General features: G+C 46.3%; 24 protein-coding genes. All 24 read left to right on the top strand.

What is annotated here, in order from left to right; genetic code table 11:
- Nucleotides 1-67 precede the first annotated feature (67 nt).
- The gene (locus WFI24_RS26030; RefSeq protein WP_336764906.1) at nucleotides 68-2,806 is read left to right on the top strand and encodes an FtsK/SpoIIIE family DNA translocase; all 2,739 of its coding nucleotides are present in this window, start codon (nucleotides 68-70) and stop codon (nucleotides 2,804-2,806) included.
- A 190-nt stretch (nucleotides 2,807-2,996) separates the two neighbouring features.
- A complete protein-coding gene (gene sleB / locus WFI24_RS26025) occupies nucleotides 2,997-3,830 on the top strand; it encodes a spore cortex-lytic enzyme (protein WP_336764905.1) in 834 nt (277 codons plus the stop codon).
- Nucleotides 3,831-3,957: 127 nt separating this feature from the next.
- Nucleotides 3,958-5,238, top strand: coding sequence for an EF-P 5-aminopentanol modification-associated protein YfmF (gene yfmF / locus WFI24_RS26020; RefSeq protein WP_253433892.1), 1,281 nt, complete (start codon nucleotides 3,958-3,960; stop codon nucleotides 5,236-5,238).
- A 3-nt stretch (nucleotides 5,239-5,241) separates the two neighbouring features.
- On the top strand, nucleotides 5,242-6,522 hold the full coding sequence (gene yfmH, locus WFI24_RS26015; RefSeq protein WP_336764904.1) for an EF-P 5-aminopentanol modification-associated protein YfmH: 1,281 nt from the start codon (nucleotides 5,242-5,244) through the stop codon (nucleotides 6,520-6,522).
- Between the two features lies 1 nt (nucleotide 6,523).
- On the top strand, nucleotides 6,524-7,294 hold the full coding sequence (ymfI, locus tag WFI24_RS26010; protein WP_026081137.1) for an elongation factor P 5-aminopentanone reductase: 771 nt from the start codon (nucleotides 6,524-6,526) through the stop codon (nucleotides 7,292-7,294).
- Between the two features lie 164 nt (nucleotides 7,295-7,458).
- Nucleotides 7,459-7,722 carry a DUF3243 domain-containing protein gene (locus WFI24_RS26005; protein ID WP_145318791.1) on the top strand — a complete coding sequence of 88 codons (264 nt, stop codon included), beginning with the start codon at nucleotides 7,459-7,461 and terminating at the stop codon, nucleotides 7,720-7,722.
- Between the two features lie 197 nt (nucleotides 7,723-7,919).
- Nucleotides 7,920-8,687, top strand: coding sequence for a DUF3388 domain-containing protein (locus WFI24_RS26000; protein WP_145318788.1), 768 nt, complete (start codon nucleotides 7,920-7,922; stop codon nucleotides 8,685-8,687).
- A gap of 66 nt (nucleotides 8,688-8,753) precedes the next feature.
- The gene (locus WFI24_RS25995; protein ID WP_336764903.1) at nucleotides 8,754-9,797 is read left to right on the top strand and encodes a helix-turn-helix domain-containing protein; all 1,044 of its coding nucleotides are present in this window, start codon (nucleotides 8,754-8,756) and stop codon (nucleotides 9,795-9,797) included.
- A 91-nt stretch (nucleotides 9,798-9,888) separates the two neighbouring features.
- Nucleotides 9,889-10,059, top strand: coding sequence for a hypothetical protein (locus WFI24_RS25990; protein ID WP_017689116.1), 171 nt, complete (start codon nucleotides 9,889-9,891; stop codon nucleotides 10,057-10,059).
- Nucleotides 10,060-10,213: 154 nt separating this feature from the next.
- Complete coding sequence (locus WFI24_RS25985; RefSeq protein WP_163760874.1) at nucleotides 10,214-10,705, top strand: YajQ family cyclic di-GMP-binding protein; 492 nt, start codon at nucleotides 10,214-10,216, stop codon at nucleotides 10,703-10,705.
- A gap of 317 nt (nucleotides 10,706-11,022) precedes the next feature.
- On the top strand, nucleotides 11,023-11,610 hold the full coding sequence (gene pgsA / locus WFI24_RS25980) for a CDP-diacylglycerol--glycerol-3-phosphate 3-phosphatidyltransferase (RefSeq protein WP_145318782.1): 588 nt from the start codon (nucleotides 11,023-11,025) through the stop codon (nucleotides 11,608-11,610).
- Nucleotides 11,611-11,717: 107 nt separating this feature from the next.
- The gene (locus WFI24_RS25975) at nucleotides 11,718-12,974 is read left to right on the top strand and encodes a competence/damage-inducible protein A (protein WP_336764902.1); all 1,257 of its coding nucleotides are present in this window, start codon (nucleotides 11,718-11,720) and stop codon (nucleotides 12,972-12,974) included.
- A gap of 243 nt (nucleotides 12,975-13,217) precedes the next feature.
- On the top strand, nucleotides 13,218-14,282 hold the full coding sequence (gene recA, locus WFI24_RS25970) for a recombinase RecA (RefSeq protein ID WP_062833851.1): 1,065 nt from the start codon (nucleotides 13,218-13,220) through the stop codon (nucleotides 14,280-14,282).
- 276 nt (nucleotides 14,283-14,558) lie between these two features.
- On the top strand, nucleotides 14,559-15,296 hold the full coding sequence (locus tag WFI24_RS25965; RefSeq protein ID WP_336764901.1) for a regulatory protein RecX: 738 nt from the start codon (nucleotides 14,559-14,561) through the stop codon (nucleotides 15,294-15,296).
- Nucleotides 15,297-15,607: 311 nt separating this feature from the next.
- Nucleotides 15,608-17,149, top strand: coding sequence for a ribonuclease Y (gene rny / locus WFI24_RS25960; RefSeq protein WP_036670418.1), 1,542 nt, complete (start codon nucleotides 15,608-15,610; stop codon nucleotides 17,147-17,149).
- Nucleotides 17,150-17,310: 161 nt separating this feature from the next.
- Nucleotides 17,311-18,105, top strand: coding sequence for a TIGR00282 family metallophosphoesterase (locus WFI24_RS25955; protein ID WP_062833853.1), 795 nt, complete (start codon nucleotides 17,311-17,313; stop codon nucleotides 18,103-18,105).
- 117 nt (nucleotides 18,106-18,222) lie between these two features.
- Complete coding sequence (locus WFI24_RS25950; RefSeq protein WP_007430104.1) at nucleotides 18,223-18,483, top strand: stage V sporulation protein S; 261 nt, start codon at nucleotides 18,223-18,225, stop codon at nucleotides 18,481-18,483.
- Between the two features lie 87 nt (nucleotides 18,484-18,570).
- Nucleotides 18,571-19,572, top strand: coding sequence for a dipeptidase (locus tag WFI24_RS25945; RefSeq protein ID WP_336764900.1), 1,002 nt, complete (start codon nucleotides 18,571-18,573; stop codon nucleotides 19,570-19,572).
- Nucleotides 19,573-19,767: 195 nt separating this feature from the next.
- A complete protein-coding gene (gene pduL / locus WFI24_RS25940) occupies nucleotides 19,768-20,340 on the top strand; it encodes a phosphate propanoyltransferase (RefSeq protein ID WP_336764899.1) in 573 nt (190 codons plus the stop codon).
- Between the two features lie 313 nt (nucleotides 20,341-20,653).
- Nucleotides 20,654-22,210, top strand: a complete 1,557-nt coding sequence (gene miaB / locus WFI24_RS25935; RefSeq protein WP_336764898.1) for a tRNA (N6-isopentenyl adenosine(37)-C2)-methylthiotransferase MiaB — start codon at nucleotides 20,654-20,656, stop codon at nucleotides 22,208-22,210.
- A 304-nt stretch (nucleotides 22,211-22,514) separates the two neighbouring features.
- Nucleotides 22,515-22,928, top strand: coding sequence for a RicAFT regulatory complex protein RicA family protein (locus WFI24_RS25930; protein WP_272907590.1), 414 nt, complete (start codon nucleotides 22,515-22,517; stop codon nucleotides 22,926-22,928).
- Between the two features lie 211 nt (nucleotides 22,929-23,139).
- Nucleotides 23,140-23,544, top strand: a complete 405-nt coding sequence (locus tag WFI24_RS25925) for a PaaI family thioesterase (protein ID WP_145318772.1) — start codon at nucleotides 23,140-23,142, stop codon at nucleotides 23,542-23,544.
- A 78-nt stretch (nucleotides 23,545-23,622) separates the two neighbouring features.
- Complete coding sequence (locus tag WFI24_RS25920) at nucleotides 23,623-24,426, top strand: NUDIX hydrolase (protein WP_062833857.1); 804 nt, start codon at nucleotides 23,623-23,625, stop codon at nucleotides 24,424-24,426.
- A 68-nt stretch (nucleotides 24,427-24,494) separates the two neighbouring features.
- Entirely contained in the window at nucleotides 24,495-25,052 is a 558-nt protein-coding gene (locus tag WFI24_RS25915; RefSeq protein WP_145318767.1) for a cysteine hydrolase family protein, read from the top strand.
- Nucleotides 25,053-25,128 lie beyond the last annotated feature (76 nt).

Below are 25,128 nucleotides of genomic sequence, written 5' to 3'. Positions count from 1 at the left end.
GCAGAAAAAGAACATATGTACGGATTATATTTGTATGGTATAATATTCTTCTGGGGGTGACCTGATTTTGGCCAGAAGAAAAAAGAGGAAAAAAAAGGGCGCTGGTTTTAGTGGCGTTTTAAAATATGAGATATACGGGATTGTGCTTATAACCCTTGCTGTGATTGCATTATCGGGTGAAGCCACCGTTGGACGTTCGCTTTCCAAGATGTTCGGACTGATGCTTGGTAAGTTTTATTTTGCGATTCCACTTGTCGGTATATATTATGGCCTTATGGTGATGATTCATCGGAAATGGCCTAGTGGTTGGACCACACGCAAGACAGGACTGGTACTGCTGGTTTTTGCCTTAACCTTGATGAGCACCGTCTCTGCGATGCACCAGAAGCTCATTCCGGTTGGTGCGCTTGAGCCTGGTGCTGTTATTACACAGGTACATAATGATATGCAAACCGAGTTGCTAACTCCTGCTACGCCAGGTGAGAGGGACTCCATGCTTAACAAGGATATCAGCGGTGGTTATATTGGAGCGGGGCAATTTGCTCTGTTCTTGTGGCTATTCGGCAGCCTTGGGGCAAGACTCATCATGATCGTAATGTTTGTAATCAGCTTTATGCTGATTACGAGTCTTTCTTATGTGGATCTGATTCGAATATTCAGAACCAAGATATGGGATGCGGGGAGTACCATGTACAAGAAGCTGGAGTCCAGGCCAACTGCACGTTCTGCTTCAGCCGTTGATGGCAGGAAGAAAGGGAATGCTCGTAAAGTGGTACCTGTTCCTGTTGAAGATGATGAAGACGAATATGAGGATGAATTAGAGGAACAGCATCTGCCAAAACGAAAAGCACCAATATTTTTCCAACTGTTTGGAAAATGGGGAGCTGATCGCGAACGTGCGAAGTCAGAACGTGAACTGAATCAGGTGGATTCAGAGGACGCGGAACAGATTGTTTACCGGGCCGTTCAGAATCACGATTCGGAAGCATGGCAAGAAGAAACAGGAGACGTAGCGAACCACATTGCCTCACCGCCTGTTCCTGTACAAGCTAAACCTAACTCTGCACCGATCATTCGAGACTTCTTCGAGCATGTCAGAGCGGAAGATGCGAGTATCGAAGATGATCTGGACGATGCATATCCGTTTCCGGATGATCTCACTGATTCCAACTCAGCTCAAGAGGGCGAGCGTGCTATTAAAATAACGGATGAACTGGTTGAGACGGAGTGGTCTGCATCCGATGCGGGCACGAATGTGCCGAATGCTGTGGATAACATTCAGAGTGGAGAAGTAGTCCCAAGCGATGCAACGCTTGGGACAGATAGTCCAGTTCCTGAGGGACAGGACGCACAACCAATCAAACCACCGCCTCCACCACCGAAGCCGTACAAGCTGCCGTCATTCCGTCTCCTTGCTAAGCCGAACAATGGTGGCAAGGCGGGTGACCAGAAGGATTATATGCAGACAGCACGCAAGCTGGAAGCCACACTGGAGAGCTTTGGTGTTCGCGCCAAAGTGCTTGAAGTGGTTCGGGGCCCTGCCGTTACCAGGTACGAAATTCAACCCGATATTGGTGTCAAGGTCAGCAGGATTGTCAGTCTGACTGATGATATCGCGTTGGCCCTTGCGGCAAAGGATATCCGGATGGAAGCACCGATTCCCGGAAAGTCCGCTATTGGTATTGAAGTGCCTAATGGCGAGGTATCCGTTGTAACAATGCGTGAAGTGATGGAGACGGCAACGTTCCAGGATGCCGAATCTAAAGTGACCATTGCATTCGGCCGTGATATCTCCGGACAGACGATCATTGGTAACTTGGCTCGTATGCCCCATTTGCTGGTTGCGGGTGCTACAGGTTCCGGTAAGTCGGTATGTATTAACGGAATTATTACCAGCATATTGTACAAAGCGAAGCCAGATGAAGTGAAGTTTCTGATGGTCGATCCCAAGATGGTTGAGTTAAACGTATATAACGGAATTCCCCATCTGATGGCACCGGTAGTAACAGATCCTAAACGAGCGTCACTTGCTCTCAAAAAGATCGTAGTCGAGATGGAGAAAAGATATGAACTGTTCTCCAAATCAGGCACACGGAACGTTGAAGGTTATAATAATCTGATGAAAGATAATCCTGCAGCGGTGCTTCCTTATATCGTTGTCATCGTGGATGAGCTAGCAGATCTCATGATGGTTGCAGCCGGAGATGTGGAAGATGCCATTGCGCGACTGGCCCAGATGGCTCGTGCAGCCGGAATCCATCTGATTATTGCAACACAACGTCCATCTGTTGACGTTATTACCGGGGTAATTAAGGCCAACATTCCATCTCGAATTGCCTTCGGGGTATCCTCTCAAGTGGATTCCCGGACGATTCTGGATATGGGTGGGGCTGAGAAGCTGTTGGGCCGTGGAGACATGCTGTTCATGCCAATGGGTGCATCAAAACCGGTGCGTGTACAGGGTGCCTTCATGAGCGATGAAGAAGTCGAGAATATTGTTAATTATGTACGTGGTCAAGGTGAAGCGCAGTATGATGAGTCCATTGTACCTGAGGTGGATGACTCCGTGCAGGCAGCAGACGAAGTACAGGATGAGTTATATGAGCAGGCTGTACAGATTATATTGGAGGCAAAACAAGCTTCAGTATCCCTGCTACAACGCCGTATGCGGGTGGGTTATACCCGGGCAGCGCGATTAATTGACTCCATGGAAGCCCGGGGTGTAATTGGTCCTTACGAGGGTAGTAAACCACGGGAAGTGCTGGTGTCACTTGAACAGTATCAACAAAATAAAATAAGCTCGTAGTTTGGTCTAGATACAATGGATCGTTTAGCCCTCAACCTTATTGGTTGAGGGCTTTTTGCTTGCCCACCGAACTGAAGTTTTGCCATCTACTCCAAAGATCGGATGTTTTGGTGCATAGGAAGCAAGCAGGCTTGTCATAATAACCTTAGCGATTCTGTTAATCCCACAAGAGAAAGGTAGAGCACAATCGATGCGAAAAATGAATCTTTGGCTTTTCACTGCTATTTTGCTGATATCCGCATTGGGAATTCGTTATTTGCTTCCTGGGAATGCAGCAACTGAAAGTTCCGCCGAGCGTACACCGCAGGTAGAAGAAAAGGCCTTGCCTACGTTTAGCAGCAATACAGTGAAATATGGTAGTTACGGTCAGGATGTATATGAGCTTCAGGGTCGTCTGAAGTACCTGGGATTTTACAATGGTAAAATCGACAGTAATTTTGGCAGCAGCACGTTGAAATCCGTCAAATGGTTTCAATCCGAGTTTGGGATGAAAGCAGACGGTGTGGTTGGTGCTGAAACCAAGCTAAAGCTGTATAACGCTTCAACCAAATGGTCGCCAACAGAACCACCATTGCACAAGGATTCCGCAGGTGGGGGTGGGGGAGACGGCAGCAACAACACAGCAGACAAAGAGCAAGATAATATGGGTTCTGCCAATGCACTCGGTCTCTCGGAGAATGAACTCAAAATTATGGCTAACGCAGTATATGGTGAGGCTCGGGGGGAACCGTTTGAAGGTCAAGTCGCAGTAGCAGCAGTAATTCTGAATCGCGTAAATTCACCAAGTTTTCCAAATACGCCTTCTGGCGTAATCTTTCAGCCAGGTGCATTTACGGCTGTAGCAGACGGACAGATCTATCTGGAACCGAACGCACAAGCCAAAAAGGCAGTTGAACAGGCATTGAATGGTTGGGATCCATCCGGTGGATGCCTCTATTATTTTAATCCGAAGACAGCAACATCGAAATGGATTTGGACCCGTCCACAGGTGAAAACAATCGGGCAGCATATTTTTTGTATGTGATGATGTTGGAAGCAACCAGAAGGCGTGACTTCGGTTGCTTCTTGCCTTTTGATTGGGTTAAAATGGTTGTTACGTTTAAGCTTCAACACAGTGCACGATAAATGACGCCGTAAAGGGGTTTTGACATTTGAATACATCAGGATTCGAACGAGGCAGCAAGAGAGAGTTTCGTATACATGTGCTACCGACCAAACGTTTCAAAACGTTCGCGATATCGCTATATGCAGGAGTTCCTTTGCGGGAAGATACGGTAACCAAAGTAGCACTGACACCTTTTGTTCTGCGGCGTGGCACGGAGTCATATCCCGAAACAACGCAATTCCGTGAGCAATTGGAGCATTTGTATGGAGCGGGCTTTGGTTTCGACGTCTATAAGCGCGGAGATTACCAGATTGTACAGTTCCGGATGGATACCATTAATGATTCTTTTGTTGGTGGAGATGAGCAGCTACTGGATCGTTCATTTGCCTTCCTTGGAGAGGTTCTTACCCGACCTGCACAGGAAAATGGACATTTCAGGACGTCTTATGTACAAGCAGAGCGAGAGACGGTTCGCAAAAAACTGGAGTCCATCGTGAATGATAAAATGCGCTATGCCGCTGAACGCAGTATCGAGGAAATGTGCAAGAACGAACCATACCGTCTTCATCCACTGGGTGAGCGAAAGGATCTGCCTGGGATTGAACCTGACACACTGACTGCATCTTATCAGGAGTGGCTGCAACAGGCGAGTATGGATCTGTATGTGGTGGGTGACACGACATTGGAGGAGGTTGAGAACCTCGTTCAGCGTCATTTCAACGTAGATCGAACATCCTCCTCCGATTACAAGACACAGGCAGCAGTACGAGGAGATAAAGAAGTGGAAACCGTTGTTGAGCGACTTAACGTGAGTCAGGGAAAACTCAATATGGGACTACGCACATCGATTACCTATGGAGATCCTCAATATGCAGCGGCATTAATGTACAACGGGATTCTCGGCGGATATCCGCATTCCAAGCTATTTGTGAATGTTCGTGAAAAAGAAAGCCTGGCGTATTACGCGTCTTCGCGCTATGACGGACATAAAGGCATTGCGACGATTCAATCCGGGATTGAAATCCCCAACTATGAAAAGGCCGTAACCATCATCAAGCAACAGCTGGAAGAAATGAAAAGTGGAACAATCAGTGATCTCGAAATGTCCCAAACCAAAGCGATGATTCGTAACCTGCTTAAGGAAATGCAGGATTCTGCCTTTGAGATGATCGCTTATGACTTCAATCGGCAGTTGTCTGGCAAAGAGAGAACGGCTGAAGAACTGTTGGCTCAAGTAGAACATATCAGCAAGGAAGATGTTCGTGAGGCGGCAGAACAATTCCGTCTGGATACGATTTATTTCTTGCGGGACGAGAAGGAGGAATAATCGGTGGAGAGCATTCGGTATGAGCATCTGCAGGAAACACTATATTACGAAGTGATGGATAACGGACTGCATGTCTATATTTTGCCTAAACCGGGATTCCAGAAAACGTATGCTACGTTTGCAACCAAGTATGGGTCAGTGGATAATCATTTTCAGGTTGAAGGGCAGGAAGAAGTGAAGGTCCCGGATGGGATTGCCCATTTCCTGGAGCATAAAATGTTTGAAGAACCAACGGGCGATATTTTTGCCACGTTTGCATCTCATGGTGCTTCAGCTAACGCGTTTACGAGCTTTGATCAGACGGTTTATCTGTTTTCAGCGACTGAACATGTGAATGAAAATATACAAACATTAGTCGATTTTGTGCAAAATCCTTACTTCACGGATCAAAATGTGGAAAAGGAAAAAGGCATCATCGGACAGGAAATTGACATGTATGCTGATAATCCGGATTGGCGTGTTTATTTTGGATTAATCGAAGCCATGTATCAGAAACATCCGGTGCATATCGATATTGCAGGAACGGTGGAGTCCATCCGTACGATTACGAAAGAGATGTTATATGAGTGCTATAACTCCTTCTATCACCCGAGTAATATGCTCTTGTTCGTGGTGGGTGGTGTAGATCCACAGGAAGTCATTGATATGGTTCGTTCGAACCAGAAACAGAAGGATTATAAGCCACAGGGAAGTATTCAATGCTTCTTCGAACAGGAGCCTGAGCAGGTAGGAGAAGCCAGACGGGAATCGAAACTGGCTGTTTCACTGCCCAAATGTCTGTTTGGATTCAAAGAGACGGACGTTGGACTTACCGGAGAACAATTGTTGCGAAGAGATACGACAACACAGTTAATGATGGATCTTCTGTTCGGTTCAAGCACACGGTTATTTCAGAAGCTTTATGACGAGGACCTGATCTCCGATAGCTTTGGACATGAGTATAACAGTTCGCCGCAATATGCCTTCTCGGCTATCGGTGGTGATACGAAAGACCCGGATCAACTCCTCGCACGTATTCGTGAAGAAGTGGATGCTATTGTGGAAAAAGGATTTGAATCCACGGACTTTGAGCGTGCACGTAAAAAGAAAATAGGTGGATATTTGCGCATGCTCAATTCTCCGGAGAACATTGCACATGAATTCACACGTCAGCAATTCCGTGGCGGTGATTTCTTCAATATGCTCCCGCTCTATGAATTGATTACACTGGAAGATGTGAATCTCAGACTGAGAGAGCATATTCGCTGGGATCAACTGGCTGTATCGCTAGTCGTGAGTCCTTGATATGGAGAGGGGAACAGGACAATTGAAGGCAATTGGGGAAATGACTGTACTGGTTACTGGAGCAAGCGGTGGCATTGGAGCAGCTATCGCAGAACGTTTCGCCAGAGTGGGAATGAATGTCGTTATACACTATATGAAATCGCATGAAGCAGCGAATGAAGCGGCCAGACGATGCATGGAACAGGGCAGTGGCAAGATCATGACCGTGTCTGCGGATCTTCGCAGCCGTGAACAGATTGAGCGTATGCGTGAGAAGCTGGAGTCACACAATCTCATGCCAGATATCCTTGTGAACAACGCAGGGATCTCGCACTATGGAATGTTGTCTGATGTTACAGAGGAGATCTGGGACGAAGTGATGGCCATTAACTTGAAAGGTACATTTATGTGTACACAGGAAATGATGCCTCACATGATCTCCCAAAGGTATGGCCGAATTATTAATGTGTCGTCGATTTGGGGATTGTCAGGCGCCTCTTGTGAGGTGCTGTATTCCACAACCAAGGGCGGGGTGAATGCATTCACCAAAGCGCTCGCGAAAGAACTCGCGCCATCCGGAGTAACCGTAAATGCTGTGGCACCCGGCGCAGTTCAGACCTCCATGTTGAATCATCTGGATCAGAGTGAACTGAAAATGCTGGAAGAGGAAATTCCGGCAGGTAGACTTGCCCAACCTGATGAAATCTCATCACTGGTTTATTTTCTGGCGCTCCCTGAATCGGGTTATATCAATGGCCAGATTATTAGTCCAAATGGCGGTTGGTTAACGTAAAAACAGCAAGAAAACTTGACTGGTTGTGGACGAAACAGGTGAAGATTGCCTAAAAGCAACCGTCTTTGGATTATTTTCAAAATGCTCGTATATAAAATGTCTCGAAAGCACATATTACAACTGGTTGATTTTAAATCTCATGCGACAGCTAAGGAGGATTTATCATGTCAACAGAAAAAACAGTGCTCTCCAGTTTTGACACATGGAAGAAGTTCTTGGGTGACCGCGTACTGCAAGCAGAGAAGATGGGAATGAGTGAAGATACCATCAACAAACTTGCGTATGAAATCGGCGATTTCCTCGATGAGAAAGTCGATCCGGCGAACCATTCCAACCGGGCATTGAAAGAATTATGGGATGTCGGCGATGCTGATGAGCGTCGTACGATTGCGACCCTGATGGTCAAATTGGCCAAACAAAACGCATAAGATTACAGATGAAGAGCTCCCGCAAGGGGGCTTTTCTCTAATGATTACAAACGGATTACAGAGCTGTTCTTGTAATTCATTTTCATTTTATATATCATTAACGTGACCCATTTTTAGAAGATGTCTCAGATTGTTGTCCAGTGGACGCGTTCTGTTGCTGTCGAATAATGTGGAATAATGCATTACGGGGTGTTGAAATGGAATCTAAACAATGGTACATGGAATATAAAATACATAAGAACAGACCCGGCTTGCTAGGCGATATTGCCTCTATGCTGGGGATGCTTGAAGTGAATATATTGACCATTAACGGTGTGGAAGGCAAAACCCGAGGCATGCTCCTTGAATCGGATGATGATGAGAAAATTCGTTTGCTTGGTGAAATGCTTGCCAAAGTAAACAGCATCACCGTATCGGCTTTGCGTCAACCTAAATTGGTGGATATTCTGGCCGTACGTCATGGCAGATATATTGACCGTGACTCGGATGATCGCAAGACATTTCGTTTTACACGAGATGAACTTGGGTTACTTGTGGACTTTTTGGGTGAAGTATTTAAGAGGGAAGGCAATCAGGTCATCGGTTTGCGTGGAATGCCTCGTGTTGGCAAAACGGAGTCCATTATTGCGGGTAGCGTATGTGCAATGAAGCGATGGACATTTGTTTCCTCCACACTTCTTCGTCAGACCATAAGGAGCCAACTCTCCGAGGACGAATTGAACCCAAACAATGTGTTCATTATCGACGGTATTGTTAGTACCATTCGCTCCAGTGAGCGGCATTACAATTTATTGCAGGATATTATGACCATGCCTAGTACCAAGGTTATTGAACATCCGGATATTTTTGTACAGGAATCCGAATATGATTTTAATAATTTTGATATTATTATTGAACTTCGCAACAATCCGAATGAAGAGATTATTTATGATACGTTTACGGCGAGCTACACCGACGAATTGTAAGGACCCGTACGGAATCATGGAATAGATTAGCAACAACTCAAGAGATAAACATAAGGGGGAGATGGCATGTCTGAACTGGGTCAGCAGTTAAGAGAGGCCCGGCTGCAAAAAGGGATGAGTCTTGACGATGTACAGGAAATGACAAAAATTCGCAAGAGGTATCTGGAGGCCATAGAAGCAGGAGACTACAAAGTGCTGCCGGGCAGCTTCTATGTGCGTGCTTTCATTAAAACCTATGCGGAGACCGTGGGACTGAACCCTGATGAGCTGCTGGAGGGACACAAAAAAGACGTACCGGCAGAAGAGGCGGAAGCAACAATGGAACCGGTTATTCAGAAGCGTTCCAGCCGCCCAGTTGAACGTAGTAATCGATGGATGTCTGTTGCACTGATGTGGACATTCCCCGTCTTAATCGTAGTTCTGTTGTATGTATACGTGGTGTATAACAATGGTGATGAAGCGGATAATCAGGGGCTGGATTCGGTTAAAATTACAGACAGTCAACAACAGCCTGAGGATAAACCGGATCAACCTGCCGATAACGGACAGGCATCTAATCCGCCTGCGACAGACTCGGGCGCTGAAGGTACTGGTGAAGGCGACGCTGGTGGTAATGGTGGCGGTACGGACACAGAAGGACAGACAGACGGTCAAACGGATGGACAGACAGATGGACAGACAGATGGAACTGAAGAAGAACCACCTGCCGACAATTCACCGTCTACTGTAACGGTCGCAGAAGATGGAAAATCAGGAAATATTACGAACTTTAAAGTTAACGGAAGTGCAGGCCAGCCTGTAACGGTTACGATTAAAGCAACAGGCAATAGCTGGCTGGAAGTTTACAAGGGCGAGAACTCCAGTGGAGAGAAGTTGGAGTATGGCAATACAGCCGATGGCGACAGCTATACCTTTGAGCTGGATAGTGCGGGAATGTATATTAAGTCCGGTTACGCTGCAGCGACCACGATTGAGGTTGGTGGGCAAGTTGTAACGGATGGCAAGGCCACCAATCGGATCCGTCTGAAACTTGGCGAAGACAGTGGTAGTACAGCTTCATCCACAGACGTTGAAAATGGTTCAACGGATGGTACAGAAGGTACCAATTAAGGGATTACCACGGGTAGCGAATAACCGAGTTTACTGCAGGAGACAATAACAGTGTCTTAACTTGCAGTTAACTTTTGGTGAAGTGGGGTGGATGGCTGTGACAGTCAGCTGGATCGTAACAGGTTTAGGGATCATTGTCAGCCTCCTGGGTTATTACTTGACTCCAAGTGCTTGGGGTTACGGAATTTTGGGTTTTGGACTTGCGCATGTGCTTTTGGGTGTGCTCGATATGTTCAGACAGCCCAACCGGAGCCGCTACTAGTTGGAAGCTGCACGAATAAAGCATTTTTGGCAACCACTTAAGTGGAGGTCAAAAATGCTTTTTTCTTTGAAGAAAACCTCTTGAAATTAGACTTTTGCTTAAGGTATCCTCTATAATGTTACAGAACATACGATTAACTGAAAGGGTGACTGGTTTGAGTTCAGAAAATTCATTTGATATCGTGTCCAAAATGGACTTGCAAGAACTGACAAATGCCGTTACACAAACCGAGAAGGAAATTGGCACTCGTTATGACTTCAAGGGCAGCAAGAGCAGTCTGAAACTGGATAAGGATGCGTTAACGATCGTATCTGATGATGAGACCAAACTCAAGGCTGTCATTGATGTGCTGCAATCCAAAATGGCAAAGCGTGGTCTACCATTGAAGAACATTGATTACGCCAAAGTAGAACCGGCTTCTTCTGGAACAGTCCGCCAGCGTTTGAACTTCAAACAGGGCATTGACCAGGATATCGCCAAAAAAATCAATATCCTGATTCGTGACTCCAAGATCAAGGTGAAGAGTCAGATTCAGGGAGACCAGCTCCGGGTAACAGGTAAGAGTAAAAATGATTTGCAAGCGGTAATGCAGCTGCTAAACGGTGCTAACTTGCCTCTGGATTTGCAATATACAAATTTCAAGTAATAGGGCCTTTTTGTAGCAGTGTTTTTTGACACTGTATTGGGGCGTATATTATACTAAGTGTGCATTGCTGGCAGTCATGCATCAAGTCCAGTCCTCATCGTTTGCTGACTTTGTGAAAAGCAGTACATCTTCTGGAAGTCACCGGAACGTTTAAAGCGGTTTTGCTTTTGAGCGGTTGACTTTATTTTTTGCGTTTCTACATAGTGGGATCATGTTAATATGGATTGACATTGAAATTGTACATTTCATGTTCCGGATGATGATAACGGGATTAAGATGAATGTTTGGAGTAATGAGGATATGAGGGAGGGCGTCTTGTGAATTTACCCAACCGGATTACGCTTGCACGAATTTGCTTAATCCCTTTTTTGATGGTGTTCCTGCTCGTGGATTTCCCATTTTATCCAGAGCCGTTGCAACTTGGAAGCCTTTCGCTTCCATATAATCAACTGATTGCTGCTGTTATTTTTATCATCGCTGCAAGCACAGATGGAATTGACGGATACCTTGCACGGAAAAATAATATGGTTACCAATCTGGGAAAACTGCTCGATCCACTTGCAGACAAGCTGTTGGTTACTGCAGTTTTGATTTCGCTTGTAGAGATGGGCAAGCTGGATTCCTGGATTGCAGTCGTTATTATTAGTCGTGAATTTGCAGTTACCGGCTTGCGTCAAATTGCGTTGCTGGATGGTTCAGTTGTCGCCGCCAGTAATTGGGGCAAGCTGAAGACTGTAGTGCAGATTGTGGCGATTGTGTTGTTGCTGTTGAACAACTTCCCGTTTTCATACACGGGTATTCACGTCGATATTATCGCAGTATGGGCAGCAGCGCTTATTACCATCTGGTCGGGTATCGATTACTTTATCAAAAACAAAAATTTGCTTCATTTAACGAAAGCATAACAGTTGGCGTTAAACTGGGTAATCATGAAGGAAGCTTTGGGTCAGGGGCAATAGGAAAATATCCTATTGCCCTTTGATCACTCAACACGTGCACAGGAGGATACTTAATGAAGGCAGAAATCATTGCAGTTGGCACAGAGCTGCTGCTCGGACAAATCGTCAATACCAATGCCAGATACCTATCTCGTGAATTGGCTGCGATCGGGATCGATGTATATTTCCAAACGGTAGTTGGTGATAACCTGAATCGACTCAGTGAAGCCATTCGCATTGCGCAGGGCCGCGCAGATGTTATTTTATTTTCCGGCGGTATAGGGCCTACCCAAGATGATCTGACCAAGGATGCGCTGGCAGCCGTTCTTAACCGGAAACTGCATATAGATCGAATGGCCATGGACAAGATTGAGAGCTTTTTCAGAGATCGTAATGTGGACATGACAGAGAATAACCGACGTCAAGCGATCGTTATTGATGGTGGGACACCTCTCGCCAATGAAACCGGTCTAGCCGCAGGAAATGCGATTTCTGACAATGATAAATATTATATTGTGATGCCTGGACCACCTAAAGAGTTGATTCCAATGTTTGAACAGGAAGTCAAGCCTTGGTTGTTCCAGCATGTACTTACAGAAGAAATGCCGATCTATTCCCGAATGCTTAAATTCGCAGGTATTGGTGAATCTGCTCTGGAAGATCGACTTCTGGATCTCATTGACGCGCAGACAGACCCTACGATTGCTCCTTATGCGAGTGAGGGAGAAGTTACAGTACGTGTCTCCACAAAGGCTGCAAGTGAGGGAGAGGCGATGCTGAAGCTGGATGCGATGGAGGTCCAGATTCGTGAGCGGTTGACCGAACATCTCTACGCGAACGAGGATGTGCCTATAGAGTACACAATTGTAACCATGATGTCTGACATGGGTCTGACGCTTAGCGCTGCTGAGAGCTGCACTGGAGGGCTTGTCATGCAAAGTCTGACATCTGTACCTGGAAGTGCATCGATGCTTAAGGGTGGAATTGTCTGTTACTCCAATGAGATTAAAGAAAAGCTGCTGAATGTGCCTCATGATTATCTGGAAGGTGAAGAGGCGCCAGGGGCGGTAAGTCCAGAGGTTGCAAAAGTGCTTGCTGAGCAGATCCGAATGATTGGCGATGCTGATTTTGGTCTGGCTGTTACCGGTGTAGCGGGACCGGGATATTCGGAACGCAAGCCACCAGGACTTGTCTTTATCGCTCTCGCTGAACGAGGAAAAGAAACCGAGATTCATGAGCTGCGCATCAATGGTAATCGCGAGACTGTTCGCATTCGCTCAGCCAAAGCAATTCTCTATCGCTTATGGCAAAAACTTGTGGCGATGGATTGATTAGTTAACAGTGTGGATTGCATTTAGAGTTCCAAGCAAGTATAATTAAGGAAGACGGAAGAACCGTAGAATTAGGCGTAACAGCCTTGTTTACGGTTCTTTTTTCTGTTTAATGGAAAGTTTCTTAGAGGAAGAGGCGCCTCGGCCTTTACAAAAAAAACGAATGTATGTTCGAAAAAAAGCTTGGCAAACGTGTTAAAACAAGGTATCATTATCTTATAAACAGTAAAGGGTGTGAGCTTATTGTCAGACCGTCGTGCCGCGCTTGATATGGCGCTCCGTCAAATAGAGAAGCAATTTGGTAAAGGATCCATCATGAAACTGGGTGAGTCCACTCATATGAACGTGGAAATTATTCCCAGTGGTTCCTTGGCTTTGGATATTGCATTAGGAACAGGCGGCTTGCCTAAAGGCCGTATTGTTGAAATATATGGACCTGAGTCTTCAGGTAAAACAACTGTCGCATTGCATGCGATTGCTGAAGTACAACGCGTTGGTGGACAAGCAGCATTTATCGATGCCGAGCATGCTCTTGATCCTCAATATGCAAGCAAATTGGGTGTTAACATTGATGAATTGCTTCTATCTCAGCCAGATACGGGTGAGCAAGGGCTGGAAATTGCAGAAGCTCTTGTGCGCAGTGGTGCAGTAGATATTGTCGTTATTGACTCTGTAGCTGCATTGGTTCCAAAAGCTGAGATTGAAGGCGAAATGGGTGATTCACACGTCGGTTTGCAGGCGCGTTTGATGTCCCAAGCGCTACGTAAATTGTCCGGTGCAATCAGCAAATCCAAAACAATCGCAATTTTCATTAACCAGCTTCGTGAGAAAGTCGGCGTTATGTTTGGTAACCCGGAAACAACACCTGGTGGTCGTGCCCTGAAGTTTTATTCCACAGTACGTCTGGATGTACGTCGTATTGAGAGTATCAAATCAGGAAATGACATGATTGGTAACCGTACTCGTATTAAAGTGGTGAAAAACAAAGTAGCACCTCCGTTCAAACAAGCGGAAGTGGATATCATGTACGGTGAGGGTATCTCGAGAGAAGGCAGTATCATTGATATTGGTACAGAGCTGGACATCGTTAACAAGAGTGGTGCATGGTACTCATACGAAGGCGAGCGTTTAGGCCAAGGCCGTGAGAACGCGAAGCAGTTCATGAAAGAGCATAAGGACATTGCTGAAATCATTGAACAAAAAATTCGTGTAGCTAGCAACTTGACTACTGCAGTTCCTGCGCCAACTAGTGAAGAGCAACAAAAAGAAGCAGAAGAAGAACAAGAATTATTCGAAATCAACGAGTAATCTTCCTAAACCCTTCCTTGTAGGGAGGATCCAGAGGGCGCTGCCCTTTGAATTTCGCAAACCTGTCTGATTGAGCTTGGCTCGATTTGGATAAGGAATTGTGGTGGAGTGTCTCGGTGTGCAACAGCCCCTGTCCCAATGGACAGGGGCTGTTGCACAATGACTGTGAGAGAAAAGGCCGGGCTGAGTTCCCGGCTTTTTGTATTAGCGTTCTCTATCTTCTGTGAATGTTAGCGTAAAGCTCAAACATAAAGAGTTATGAAAGGGGAGACCTGAATGGATCAACATGACGAGGATTTATATGAAGAAGCAGAAGGGGATGGCCTTTCCCAGTTTCCGGACAACGAAGAACTAACCATTACACGGGTAGAACGAACGAAGAGCAGACAAGCTCGTTATCGCATCACTTTTGGCATACACTCCATTACTGTCCTTGAAGACGTGATGATTAAATACAGGATGACGCAGGGCAACACGTTTATGAAGAAGGATCTGGAAGAAATCATCGTAGCTGACGAGCGACAACGGACCTATGCACAATCTCTGCGTTTTTTGGAGCATAAACCTCGTACACGGCATGAGTTAAGTCAGAAACTTCGTCAGAAGGAGTTTGCTGCACCATTGATTGAAGAGGCACTGGATCGGCTTGAGCGTGAGAACCTGGTAGATGACGATCTATTTGCGAAGGAATGGACAAGACAGCGTATGGAGGGCAAGCGGAAGGGAAAACTGTGGATAAGGCAAGAGCTGCGTCAAAAGGGCATTGCCAATGATCTCATTATTGAGGCACTCGAAGGGATCAGTACAGATACGGAATTTGAGACTGCTCTGAGCGCCGGACGCAAAAAGTGGAATCAGGTCAAAGGAGACGTCAAAGAGAAGAAACATAAAACGCTTCCCTTCCTAATGAGACGTGGTTTTTCAATGGATATGGTGCGCCGTGTCGTGAATTGTTTAATTGAAGAAGATGAGGCTGGAGACCCTGAAGATGACGAGGCGTTGTTATGGGATTAGCAGACAGGAGTCTCTATACTGCATTCTCTTGACAATTTCTTTCGTCAAATACTAAAATGGACATGAGTCTGTAAGAAATGGACAACCCTTTTTCCTTCCAAAAAAGCGGTTTCGGTTTCTTAAGATTTATACCATTCTTAATTATGGGTTCGCTGGCAACAGTGAATAGTACATGGTGACATGTACATGTGAAATGAAAATCGGCGGGGGATCGCCGTGAGTATTCGTTATTCCCAAACATATGTAAGGTTTTGAAAACTGCAAATTGACCCAAGGAATGCCTTGGAGGAACCAACGAGGAGGTGAACAGTATGGAAATTGCAATCACGATCGCTCTCGTTGCAGCCGCGCTATTCATTGGGTTCGGAGTAGGATATTTTATTCGCAAATCTCTTGCAGAGGCTAAAATCTCTAGTGCGGAACAAGCTGCCGTACAAATCGTGGAGAACGCGAAGAAAGAGGCAGAAGCACTGAAGAAAGAAACGGTGCTGGAAGCGAAGGATGAAATTCATCGCATTCGCGCCGAAGCTGAAAAAGACACTCGTGAACGTCGGAATGAAATTCAACGACAAGAAAGACGATTGTTGCAAAAAGAAGAGTCGCTGGATAAAAAATTGGAATCACTCGAACGTAAAGAAGAGCAAGTGGCTAACAAAGAGAAACGAATTGATGAGACACAGCAGCAGATCGAAATGATCTACAAAAACCAGGTGACGGAACTGGAACGTATATCCAACCTCACTATGGAAGACGCACGCAGTATCATACTGTCCAACGTAGAACAGGAAGTTCGTCATGAGACGGCTCAAATGATCAAGGACATTGAACAACAAGCGAAGGAAGAAGCGGACAAAAAATCCCGCGAGATTATTACGCTCGCTATCCAACGTTGTGCGGCTGACCACGTAGCGGAAACAACGGTATCTGTTGTTACCCTGCCAAATGAAGAAATGAAAGGCCGGATTATCGGTCGTGAAGGACGTAACATCCGTGCGCTTGAAACCCTTACAGGGATTGACCTCATTATCGATGATACGCCAGAAGCTGTTATTCTGTCGGGCTTTGACCCGATTCGCCGTGAGATCGCCCGTACTGCCCTGGAGAAACTGGTGGCTGATGGACGTATTCACCCGGCACGGATTGAAGAGATGGTTGAGAAATCCCGCAAAGAAGTGGATGAGCGCATCCGTGAATACGGTGAGCAAGCTACCTTTGAAGTGGGCGTGCATGGTCTGCATCCGGATCTGATCAAAATCCTGGGCCGGTTGAAGTTCCGTACAAGTTACGGTCAAAACGTCTTGAAACATTCCATGGAAGTCGCTTATCTGGCTGGACTGATGGCTGGCGAACTCGGAGAAGACGTAACTCTGGCAAGACGTGCAGGTCTATTGCATGACATCGGTAAAGCGCTGGATCACGAAGTGGAAGGATCACACGTCGAAATTGGCGTGGAACTGGCGAAGAAATACAAAGAACATCCGGTTGTAATCAACAGTATCGCGTCCCATCACGGAGATTGCGAAGCGACTTCGGTCATTGCCATGTTGGTTGGCGCAGCAGATGCGCTCTCCGCAGCAAGACCAGGCGCACGCCGCGAAACGCTGGAAACGTATATCAAACGACTGGAGAAGCTGGAAGAGATTTCGGAATCCTTCGAAGGTGTCGAGAAATCGTACGCCATTCAGGCCGGACGCGAAGTTCGCGTTATGGTACAGCCTGAGAAGATCGATGATGCTGAAGCCTTCCGCCTAGCCCGTGACATCACGAAGATGATTGAGAATGAACTCGACTATCCGGGTCACATCAAAGTCACCGTCATCCGGGAAACCCGTGCGGTTGAATACGCAAAATAGAGCATTACGGAAAAGTGGCCGCAGTAGTGGGCCACTTTTCCTGTTGATAGCCTGTTATAAGGTTAATAGTAAACTACACATCATGAAGCATGAGATAGAGTCCTGCAAGGTTCAACAATTGAAGTAAAGGGAATTTGCAGGGATTGAGGAGGCAGTAATCAATGAAAGTTTTGTTTATTGGTGACATAGTGGGCAATGTGGGACGTAAGGCATTAAAGGAAAATTTACCGTACCTAAAATCGAAGTATAAGCCGCATGTGGTGATTGTTAATGGTGAAAATGCAGCGGCAGGTCGCGGCATTACAGGTGCGATCGCGAATGAGTTTTTCAACTGGGGTGTACATGGCATTACACTTGGTAATCATACCTGGGACAATAAGGATATTTTTGATTTTATAGATGATGAACCGCGCATGATTCGACCAGCGAACTTTCCACCAGGCACACCAGGACGAGGGTATACGGTTGTCAAAGGTGAAGGCAAGGAGCTGGCCATTGTCAATCTGCAAGGAAGAACGTTCCTGCCTGCCCTGGATTGTCCATTCCGTGTAGCTGATGAGATCGTAGATGAGCTACGCCAGGACTACAAATGTATTCTGGTCGATATGCATGCTGAAGCGACTTCAGAGAAGATTGCCATGGGATGGCATCTGGATGGGCGTGCATCGCTCGTTGTAGGTACACATACGCATGTACAGAGTAACGATGATCGGATTTTGCCTGGAGGAACGGCTTACTTAACGGATGCGGGCATGGTAGGGCCGCGTGACGGCATATTGGGCATGGAGCGTGAAGCCGTGTTGCGCAAGTTCTACACCCAGCTACCTGTGCGATTTGTTGTTGATGATGGCAAATGGCATTTCCATGGTGTCTTAGTAGAGATTGATGAAGCCACAGGTGCGGCAACACGCATCGAAAAAATTCGTCTGATGGAAGACGAGTGGCGCATGGAATAGGGGTATTGTCCCATTTTGCAGGGAAACCCGTCTAAAAAGAAGGAATTTTTTTGCCTCCCGCGAATAACATCTAGTAAGTGGAAACAAACTTTCAACATTCCCAGGGAGGTACTTACCATGGATGTATTAAAAGTTTCAGCAAAGTCCAATCCTAATTCTGTAGCCGGCGCTCTTGCAGGGGTTCTTCGTGAACGTGGAAATGCTGAACTGCAGGCAATTGGAGCGGGAGCACTGAACCAAGCCATTAAAGCGGTAGCGATAGCCCGGGGATTTGTAGCACCAAGCGGAGTTGACCTGATTTGTATTCCAGCTTTTACAGACATTGTGATCGACGGCGAGGACCGAACGGCCATTAAGCTGATTGTGGAGCCCAGATAATACATGCAGTATGCATTGAACCTGTTTACGATGTAGACAGGTTTTTTTGCGTTTTTTTGCAGCGAATCATAGAAGGAGGGGTTAACGATGTCCATGTCTGATTGGCGTATAGCCGATTTTCACTGTGATGCACTGAGCAAAATCTTGATGCAGCCGACACTTTCATTTGAAGATGCTCCACAACTGGATGTGAATGTGCAACGTTTGAAAGAGGGTAATGTAGGGTTGCAGGCTTTCGCGATCTATTTGCCCGAAGTACTAGGCAGAGGCAAGTTTGAACATGTGATGGGGCAGTTGGATATTTACCGTAAGCGCGTAGAGAGAAGTCAGGAGCGGCCTGGCGGCACACAGACGTTGTTGTGGCGTGAACAGGTGGCTCAGGTGGGGCAAACAGAGGGTCCGTGGGGATTAATCACACTGGAGGGTGTGGATGGCCTGGAGGGCAACCTGTTCTATCTGGAGTTGTGTTATCAGATGGGAGTTCGAATTGTTGGACTTACCTGGAACTATGCCAATTGGGCAGCTGATGGAATCATGGAGAAGCGTGGAGCGGGTCTGACCGAAAAGGGAAAGGAACTGGTGCACCTGTGCAATGAAGTCGGCATGCTGTTAGATGTGTCACATTTAACGGAGAAAGGTTTCTGGGAACTGGCTGACTTGAGCAAACGTCCTTTTATCGCATCTCATTCTAACAGTTATAGCGTATGTTCCCATGTACGTAATCTGAAAGATGATCAGATTCAGGCCATCATTGCCCGGCAAGGGCGGATCGGACTGACGTTTGTCCCTTGGTTTGTTAAACAGGAGGGGGAAGTTCGGATAGAGGACCTGCTGCCTCATATCGAGCAGATCTGTTCTCTCGGCGGGCAGCATCATCTGATGATGGGGTCCGATTTTGATGGAATTTCAACGTATATTCAGAGACTTGAACACTCAGGACACTATCCGAGACTGACGGAAATCCTGCTCAAGCATTATGATGAACAACTGGTACGTGGTTGGTTGTGGGGGAATGCAATGAGTTATCTGGGGGAACACTTGCCAGAGAGCAATCCGAAGATGCAGATGAAGGGGAATTCCATGAAATAGTGAACTGGTGTGTGTGATTAAATGGGTTAAATTGAAACTTGTTTTCCATATAAAGGAGAGGAATGATGGCGAAATAAGTGTATTTCATGAATTTTCACCACTTCGTTTTCATTTCACTCCAAAAAGGGGTATAATACCATTGGATTGTTAAGAGCCTGAGTACAGGCCATAGATAAACAAGGAGTGAAATTTACGATGAGTAAAACAGTACCTGTGGGCGTATCTGCCCGTCACATTCATGTATCCCAAGAGCACGTTGAAATTTTGTTTGGTAAAGGTTATGAACTGACTGAATTTAAACCTCTGTCTCAGCCTGGCCAATATGCTGCTAACGAAACTGTAGCGGTTATTGGTTCGAAAGGACAGTTTGATAAAGTGCGTATCCTTGGACCTGTTCGCCCTGAAACGCAACTGGAGATCTCGATGACAGATTCATTTGCTATTGGTGTTAAAGCACCTGTACGTGAGTCCGGAAGCATTGAAGGTACACCGGGAATCACGATTAAAGGTCCTGCTGGCGAAGTTACGATTGAAAAAGGTGTTATCGTTGCTGCTCGTCACATCCACTTCCACACTTCTGATGCTGCAAAATGGGGTATCGAGGACAAACAATTGCTGAAAGTTCGCCTGAGCGGAGATCGTGGTCTGGTACTGGAAAATGTACTGGCTCGTGTATCCGATTCTTTCGCACTGGACATGCATATTGATACAGATGAAGCAAACGCTGCTGGCGCTCGTAATGGCGACACTGCTGAAATCATCGACTAATACATGAACAGCCTTCAGTCGCGAATTAAAGCGGTCTGAATACCGTATAAACCTGAGCTCAGCCAACAAGGTCGGTTAATTCCAACCCTGATGGCAAGGCTCAGGTTTTTTTATTGGTTTCGGAGAGTTCTTCTGAGCCTTCTATGTTTCGGATTAGACGAAGGGACAGGCTGTTTGGATGTGGAACTACAGCCCAATTCATGCTATAATTTGCTGTAATGCTCTTTTGCTGTTCCAAGCAAGAAAATCACGTGGAACAGGGATGAATGAACGATTTTTTATTAATTGAGGCTGTAAGGAGTGACCGAAGGAAATGGCTAAAGACTCAAAAAAGGATTACTCCCAGTATTTTGATTTCTCCGATGCCAAAGTAATTTCGCAAGATGAATTCAGCAAAAAGATAAGAATCCGGGGCCGTGAGATTAACATCAAATCGGAACCCAATCATCGTCAGGAGAAACAGCGGGGCAAGGAAGACGTTCAGGTGCTTTACGAAAATGCCGTTCCCGATGAACTGAAAAACATAGGAAACGGAAAACACTATATTGTATATACGTATGGATGTCAGATGAACGAGCATGACTCGGAGACCATCAAAGGACTGCTTGAGTCTATGGGATATCAGGCTACAGAGGATCGCAAAGAGGCTGATGTTATTCTGCTCAATACGTGTGCCATACGGGAAAATGCGGAAGATAAGGTGTTTGGTGAGCTTGGTCACCTGAAAACGCTAAAACTCGAACGTCCAGGATTATTACTTGGCGTATGCGGGTGTATGTCTCAGGAGGAAGGCGTCGTCAATCGAATCATGCAGAAGCATGGCTTTGTGGATATGATCTTCGGTACACATAATGTGCATCGGTTGCCACACCTGATTCAGGAAGCGCTGTTCAGCAAAGAAATGGTTGTTGAGGTGTGGTCCAAAGAAGGCGACATCATTGAGAACCTGCCGAAGAAACGTGAGGGGATGCGCGGCTGGGTGAACATTATGTATGGCTGCGACAAGTTCTGTACATATTGCATCGTTCCGTTCACACGTGGCAAAGAACGCAGCCGTCGCCCGGAAGATGTCATTGCCGAGGTTAGGGATTTGGCACGACAAGGCTTTAAGGAGATCACGCTGCTTGGTCAAAATGTGAATGCGTACGGCAAGGACTTCACCGACCTGAACTACAGCTTTGGCGACTTGATGGATGCCATTCGCCAAATTGATATTCCGCGAGTACGGTTTACAACCAGTCACCCACGTGACTTTGATGATCGTTTGATAGAAGTGCTGGCGAAGGGCGGAAACCTGGTGGAGCATATTCATCTTCCGGTGCAATCTGGCAGTTCGGAAGTACTCAAACGTATGAGCCGCAAGTATAGCCGGGAACACTATCTGAAGCTGGCTGACAAAATTAAAAAGGCCATCCCGGATGTTGTGTTGACAACGGATATTATTGTTGGTTTTCCGGGGGAAACGGAAGAACAGTTTGAAGATACACTTTCCCTTGTCCGTGAAGTAGGGTATGATTTTGCCTATACCTTTATTTATTCCCCACGTGAAGGTACACCGGCTGCGGTGATGGAAGACAACGTACCGATGGAAGTGAAGAAGGAACGTTTGAAGCGCTTGAACGAAACGATCAACGAATACAGCCAACGAAGCAATGAACAGCAACGCGGCAAAATCGTTGAAGTGCTCGTTGAAGGCGAGAGCAAACGGAATTCCGAAGTTCTGGCAGGACGTACGCGCAGCAACAAGCTGGTGCATTTTGAAGGACCCAAAGAGTTGATCGGTACTTTTGTACAAGTGGAAATCACCGATCCGATGACTTTTTATATTCGGGGCAACCTGCTCTCTGAGCCGGTAGCTGCCAATCAGTAATACACACACCAATAAGATGAGTATTTATGGGGTCAAATTCAGGTTCGGACATTCGCGCAAGTAGCGGAGGGGACGGAATCGGTCTGTAGAAGCGAAGCGTTCGCCTTTGTCTCCGGATTTTAACCTTGAACAATTGTAATCAGAAAAATCCGGAGACAACAGCGATCAAAAGAACGATCCGTACCCGCAGCGGTCATGGAGCAAACGTTTGAACTCATTTGAGCCCAGGTTCTCATCTTATATCATCTCATAGAATGGAGCGATTTCAGTGGCGCAGGAAGAAGTGCAGTACAATCATTATGGAATGCCTACCTACGATACTCGCAATCTGGTCATACGCGACGACATTATGGGAAAAGCCAAAGAATTGGCTGATATGCTCGGGACGAGTGAGGAAGTTAGACAGTTTCAACAGGCTGAAACCAAAATTCGTGATCATGAGCGCATTCAACAGTTGATTGCAACCATCAAGAAGAAACAAAAAGAGATCGTTGCTTTTGAAAGCTTCAAAAATGTTGAGATGGTCAGCAAAATTGAACAGGAAATTGACGATCTGCAAAGCGAACTGGACAGCATTCCATTGGTTACGGAATTCCAGCAGAGCCAGAGCGATATCAACTACTTGCTTCAGCTTGTGATCTCTGTAATCCGAGATACGGTTTCCGAAAAAGTGAACGTGGAGGCTGGAACGGATTCACCTCCGACCAGTTGCGGTTAAATGACGGAAGGGTGCGGACGCGGTCCGCGCCTTTTTTGACATTACATTATTATCGTTAACATGGAGTGGCTATCGCCAGTATTCGGAATATACTTCCAAGCAAAGCTCCACACTGTGGGGTTATTTTGTGTGGTGCGACGTTTTTTAAAAATGATAAGGCACATGACATCAAGAGCTTGATACGTACAGTGCAATAAAGGAGAAATGAATAATGAGCATTTTGGACAAAATGGTGGAAGACGGAGATGGACGGTTCTGGGGATTTCTCGGCTGTCGTTATATAAAAGGGGACGGAAAAGAAGTGCAGATCGCGCTGACGGCAGGTGAACATCACACCAATTCCATGGGGATTATTCATGGGGGAGTATTGACTTCACTGATGGACCAGGCGATGGGGATGGTAGCCACAGCAGCCATGGAAGTAGACGGCTGTGTGACAACGAATCTGAATGTACATTTTCTTGCACCCATGAAACAAGGAGAATTGATGGTGACAGCTACGGTATTGCATCAGGCGGGACGTAGTGTTACGACTCATTCGGAAGTACGTGATGCATCAGGTACATTGGGATGCATGGCTACAGCGACATTCCGCATTGCCCGTCCAAGAACGTAAAATAGGAATCCCGCAGTTGACAAAAGATATTATTATGTCATAATGAAATTATCAAAATGAAAATAGTCGGTGGTGCCCATGAGCGAAAACTACGAACACTTCAATGCAGAGAGCGACGAACAAGCAGCACGTGCCTATAGTTCCAAGAAATATCGTACCCCCGATGGTGTTCCTGCGGATATCGTTATGTTCACCTTGACCAAGCGGGAGCGCAAGACGGTGACCAAGACACTTCCCATTCGGGAATTGAAAGTGATGCTGATTAAGCGTAAGGGCTGGCCTTTTGCAGGTAGATGGGCATTACCCGGTGGATTTTGTCAGGAGAATGAATCCATCTACGGTGCAGCAAAGCGTGAGCTGATGGAAGAGACAGGTGTAGACGGTGGACATCTGGAGTACTTGAATGTATACAGTCAGCCGGGTCGTGACCCGAGGGGCTGGATTATCTCTCATGCATTTTTTGCGCTTGTGGAAGAATGGATGCTGGATCAACGCCAAGCAGCAGATGATGCTGAGGATGTTGGATTGTTCACCATTCAGGAGGCGCTGCAAGAACTGGAACTGGCCTTTGATCACAGAACAATCATTGAAGATGCATATCGACGTATTCAACAGCAGATGCTGGAAACGACGATTGCTAGGCAATTCCTGCCACGGGACTTTACGTTAAGTGAATTATATCAGGTTATTCAAAGTGTTGTACCGGATTTTGAAGAACCAAACTTCATTCGCAAGATTACGTCTACCCGCAGTCGCAAAGGCATAGTGGAAGAAGTACGGGATGAAGAGGGGAACCTTGTGAGTTCCAATCAGTATTCACAGCGTCCGGCGCAGCTATATCGATTTACAGAACTCGTACCACGGCTGTCGATCTATACGTAATAATGTGTAGGTGTGTCAATCTGAATTGAATCAGGATCAAATCATTCTGGGCCAAGGGAGTGTTGACGATGAAAGCACTGATTGTCATTGATTTTACACAAGATTTTGTGACAGGTTCTCTACCTGTAGGCCAGCCAGCGGTTGAGATCGAAGAGACGATCGCAGCTGTAACGGAAGCTTATTGTAATCATAAACATGAAGTGATTATGGCTGTGGATCTGCACGAAGAGAATGATCCGTATCACCCGGAGACAGCCCTTTTCCCGCCTCATAACATCCGAAATACGGAAGGAAGGCAGTTATATGGTCGTCTTGCCCAAGTGATGGAAGAACGGAAAGCGGATATTCGGTGGATGGATAAGACAAGGTACAGCGCATTCTGTGGTACAGACCTGGAACTCAGACTGCGTGCACGTGGCATTACAGATATTGCACTCATTGGGGTATGCACGGACATTTGCGTACTGCATACAGCAGTGGATGCTTACAATAAAGGGTTTCATATTACGGTATATGAAGATGCTGTTGCCAGCTTCAATCCGGCAGGACATGAGTGGGCACTTGGACATTTTCGTTCCAGCCTTGGTGCTTCGGTGGTTAAGGCGAGCGAGACAGTCCTGGCTTAATTTACTCGACAATCATGTCTGTCTGACCTAATGTTAGGAACCCGATGAATGTGCTGAATGGTATATAGAGTTTGTA

It is taken from the genome of Paenibacillus sp. USHLN196 (assembly GCF_037144955.1).
GTDB lineage: Bacteria > Bacillota > Bacilli > Paenibacillales > Paenibacillaceae > Paenibacillus > Paenibacillus xylanexedens_C.
Note: the sequence above shows the minus strand (reverse complement) of the source record. Positions and strands in the feature narration are given on the sequence as shown.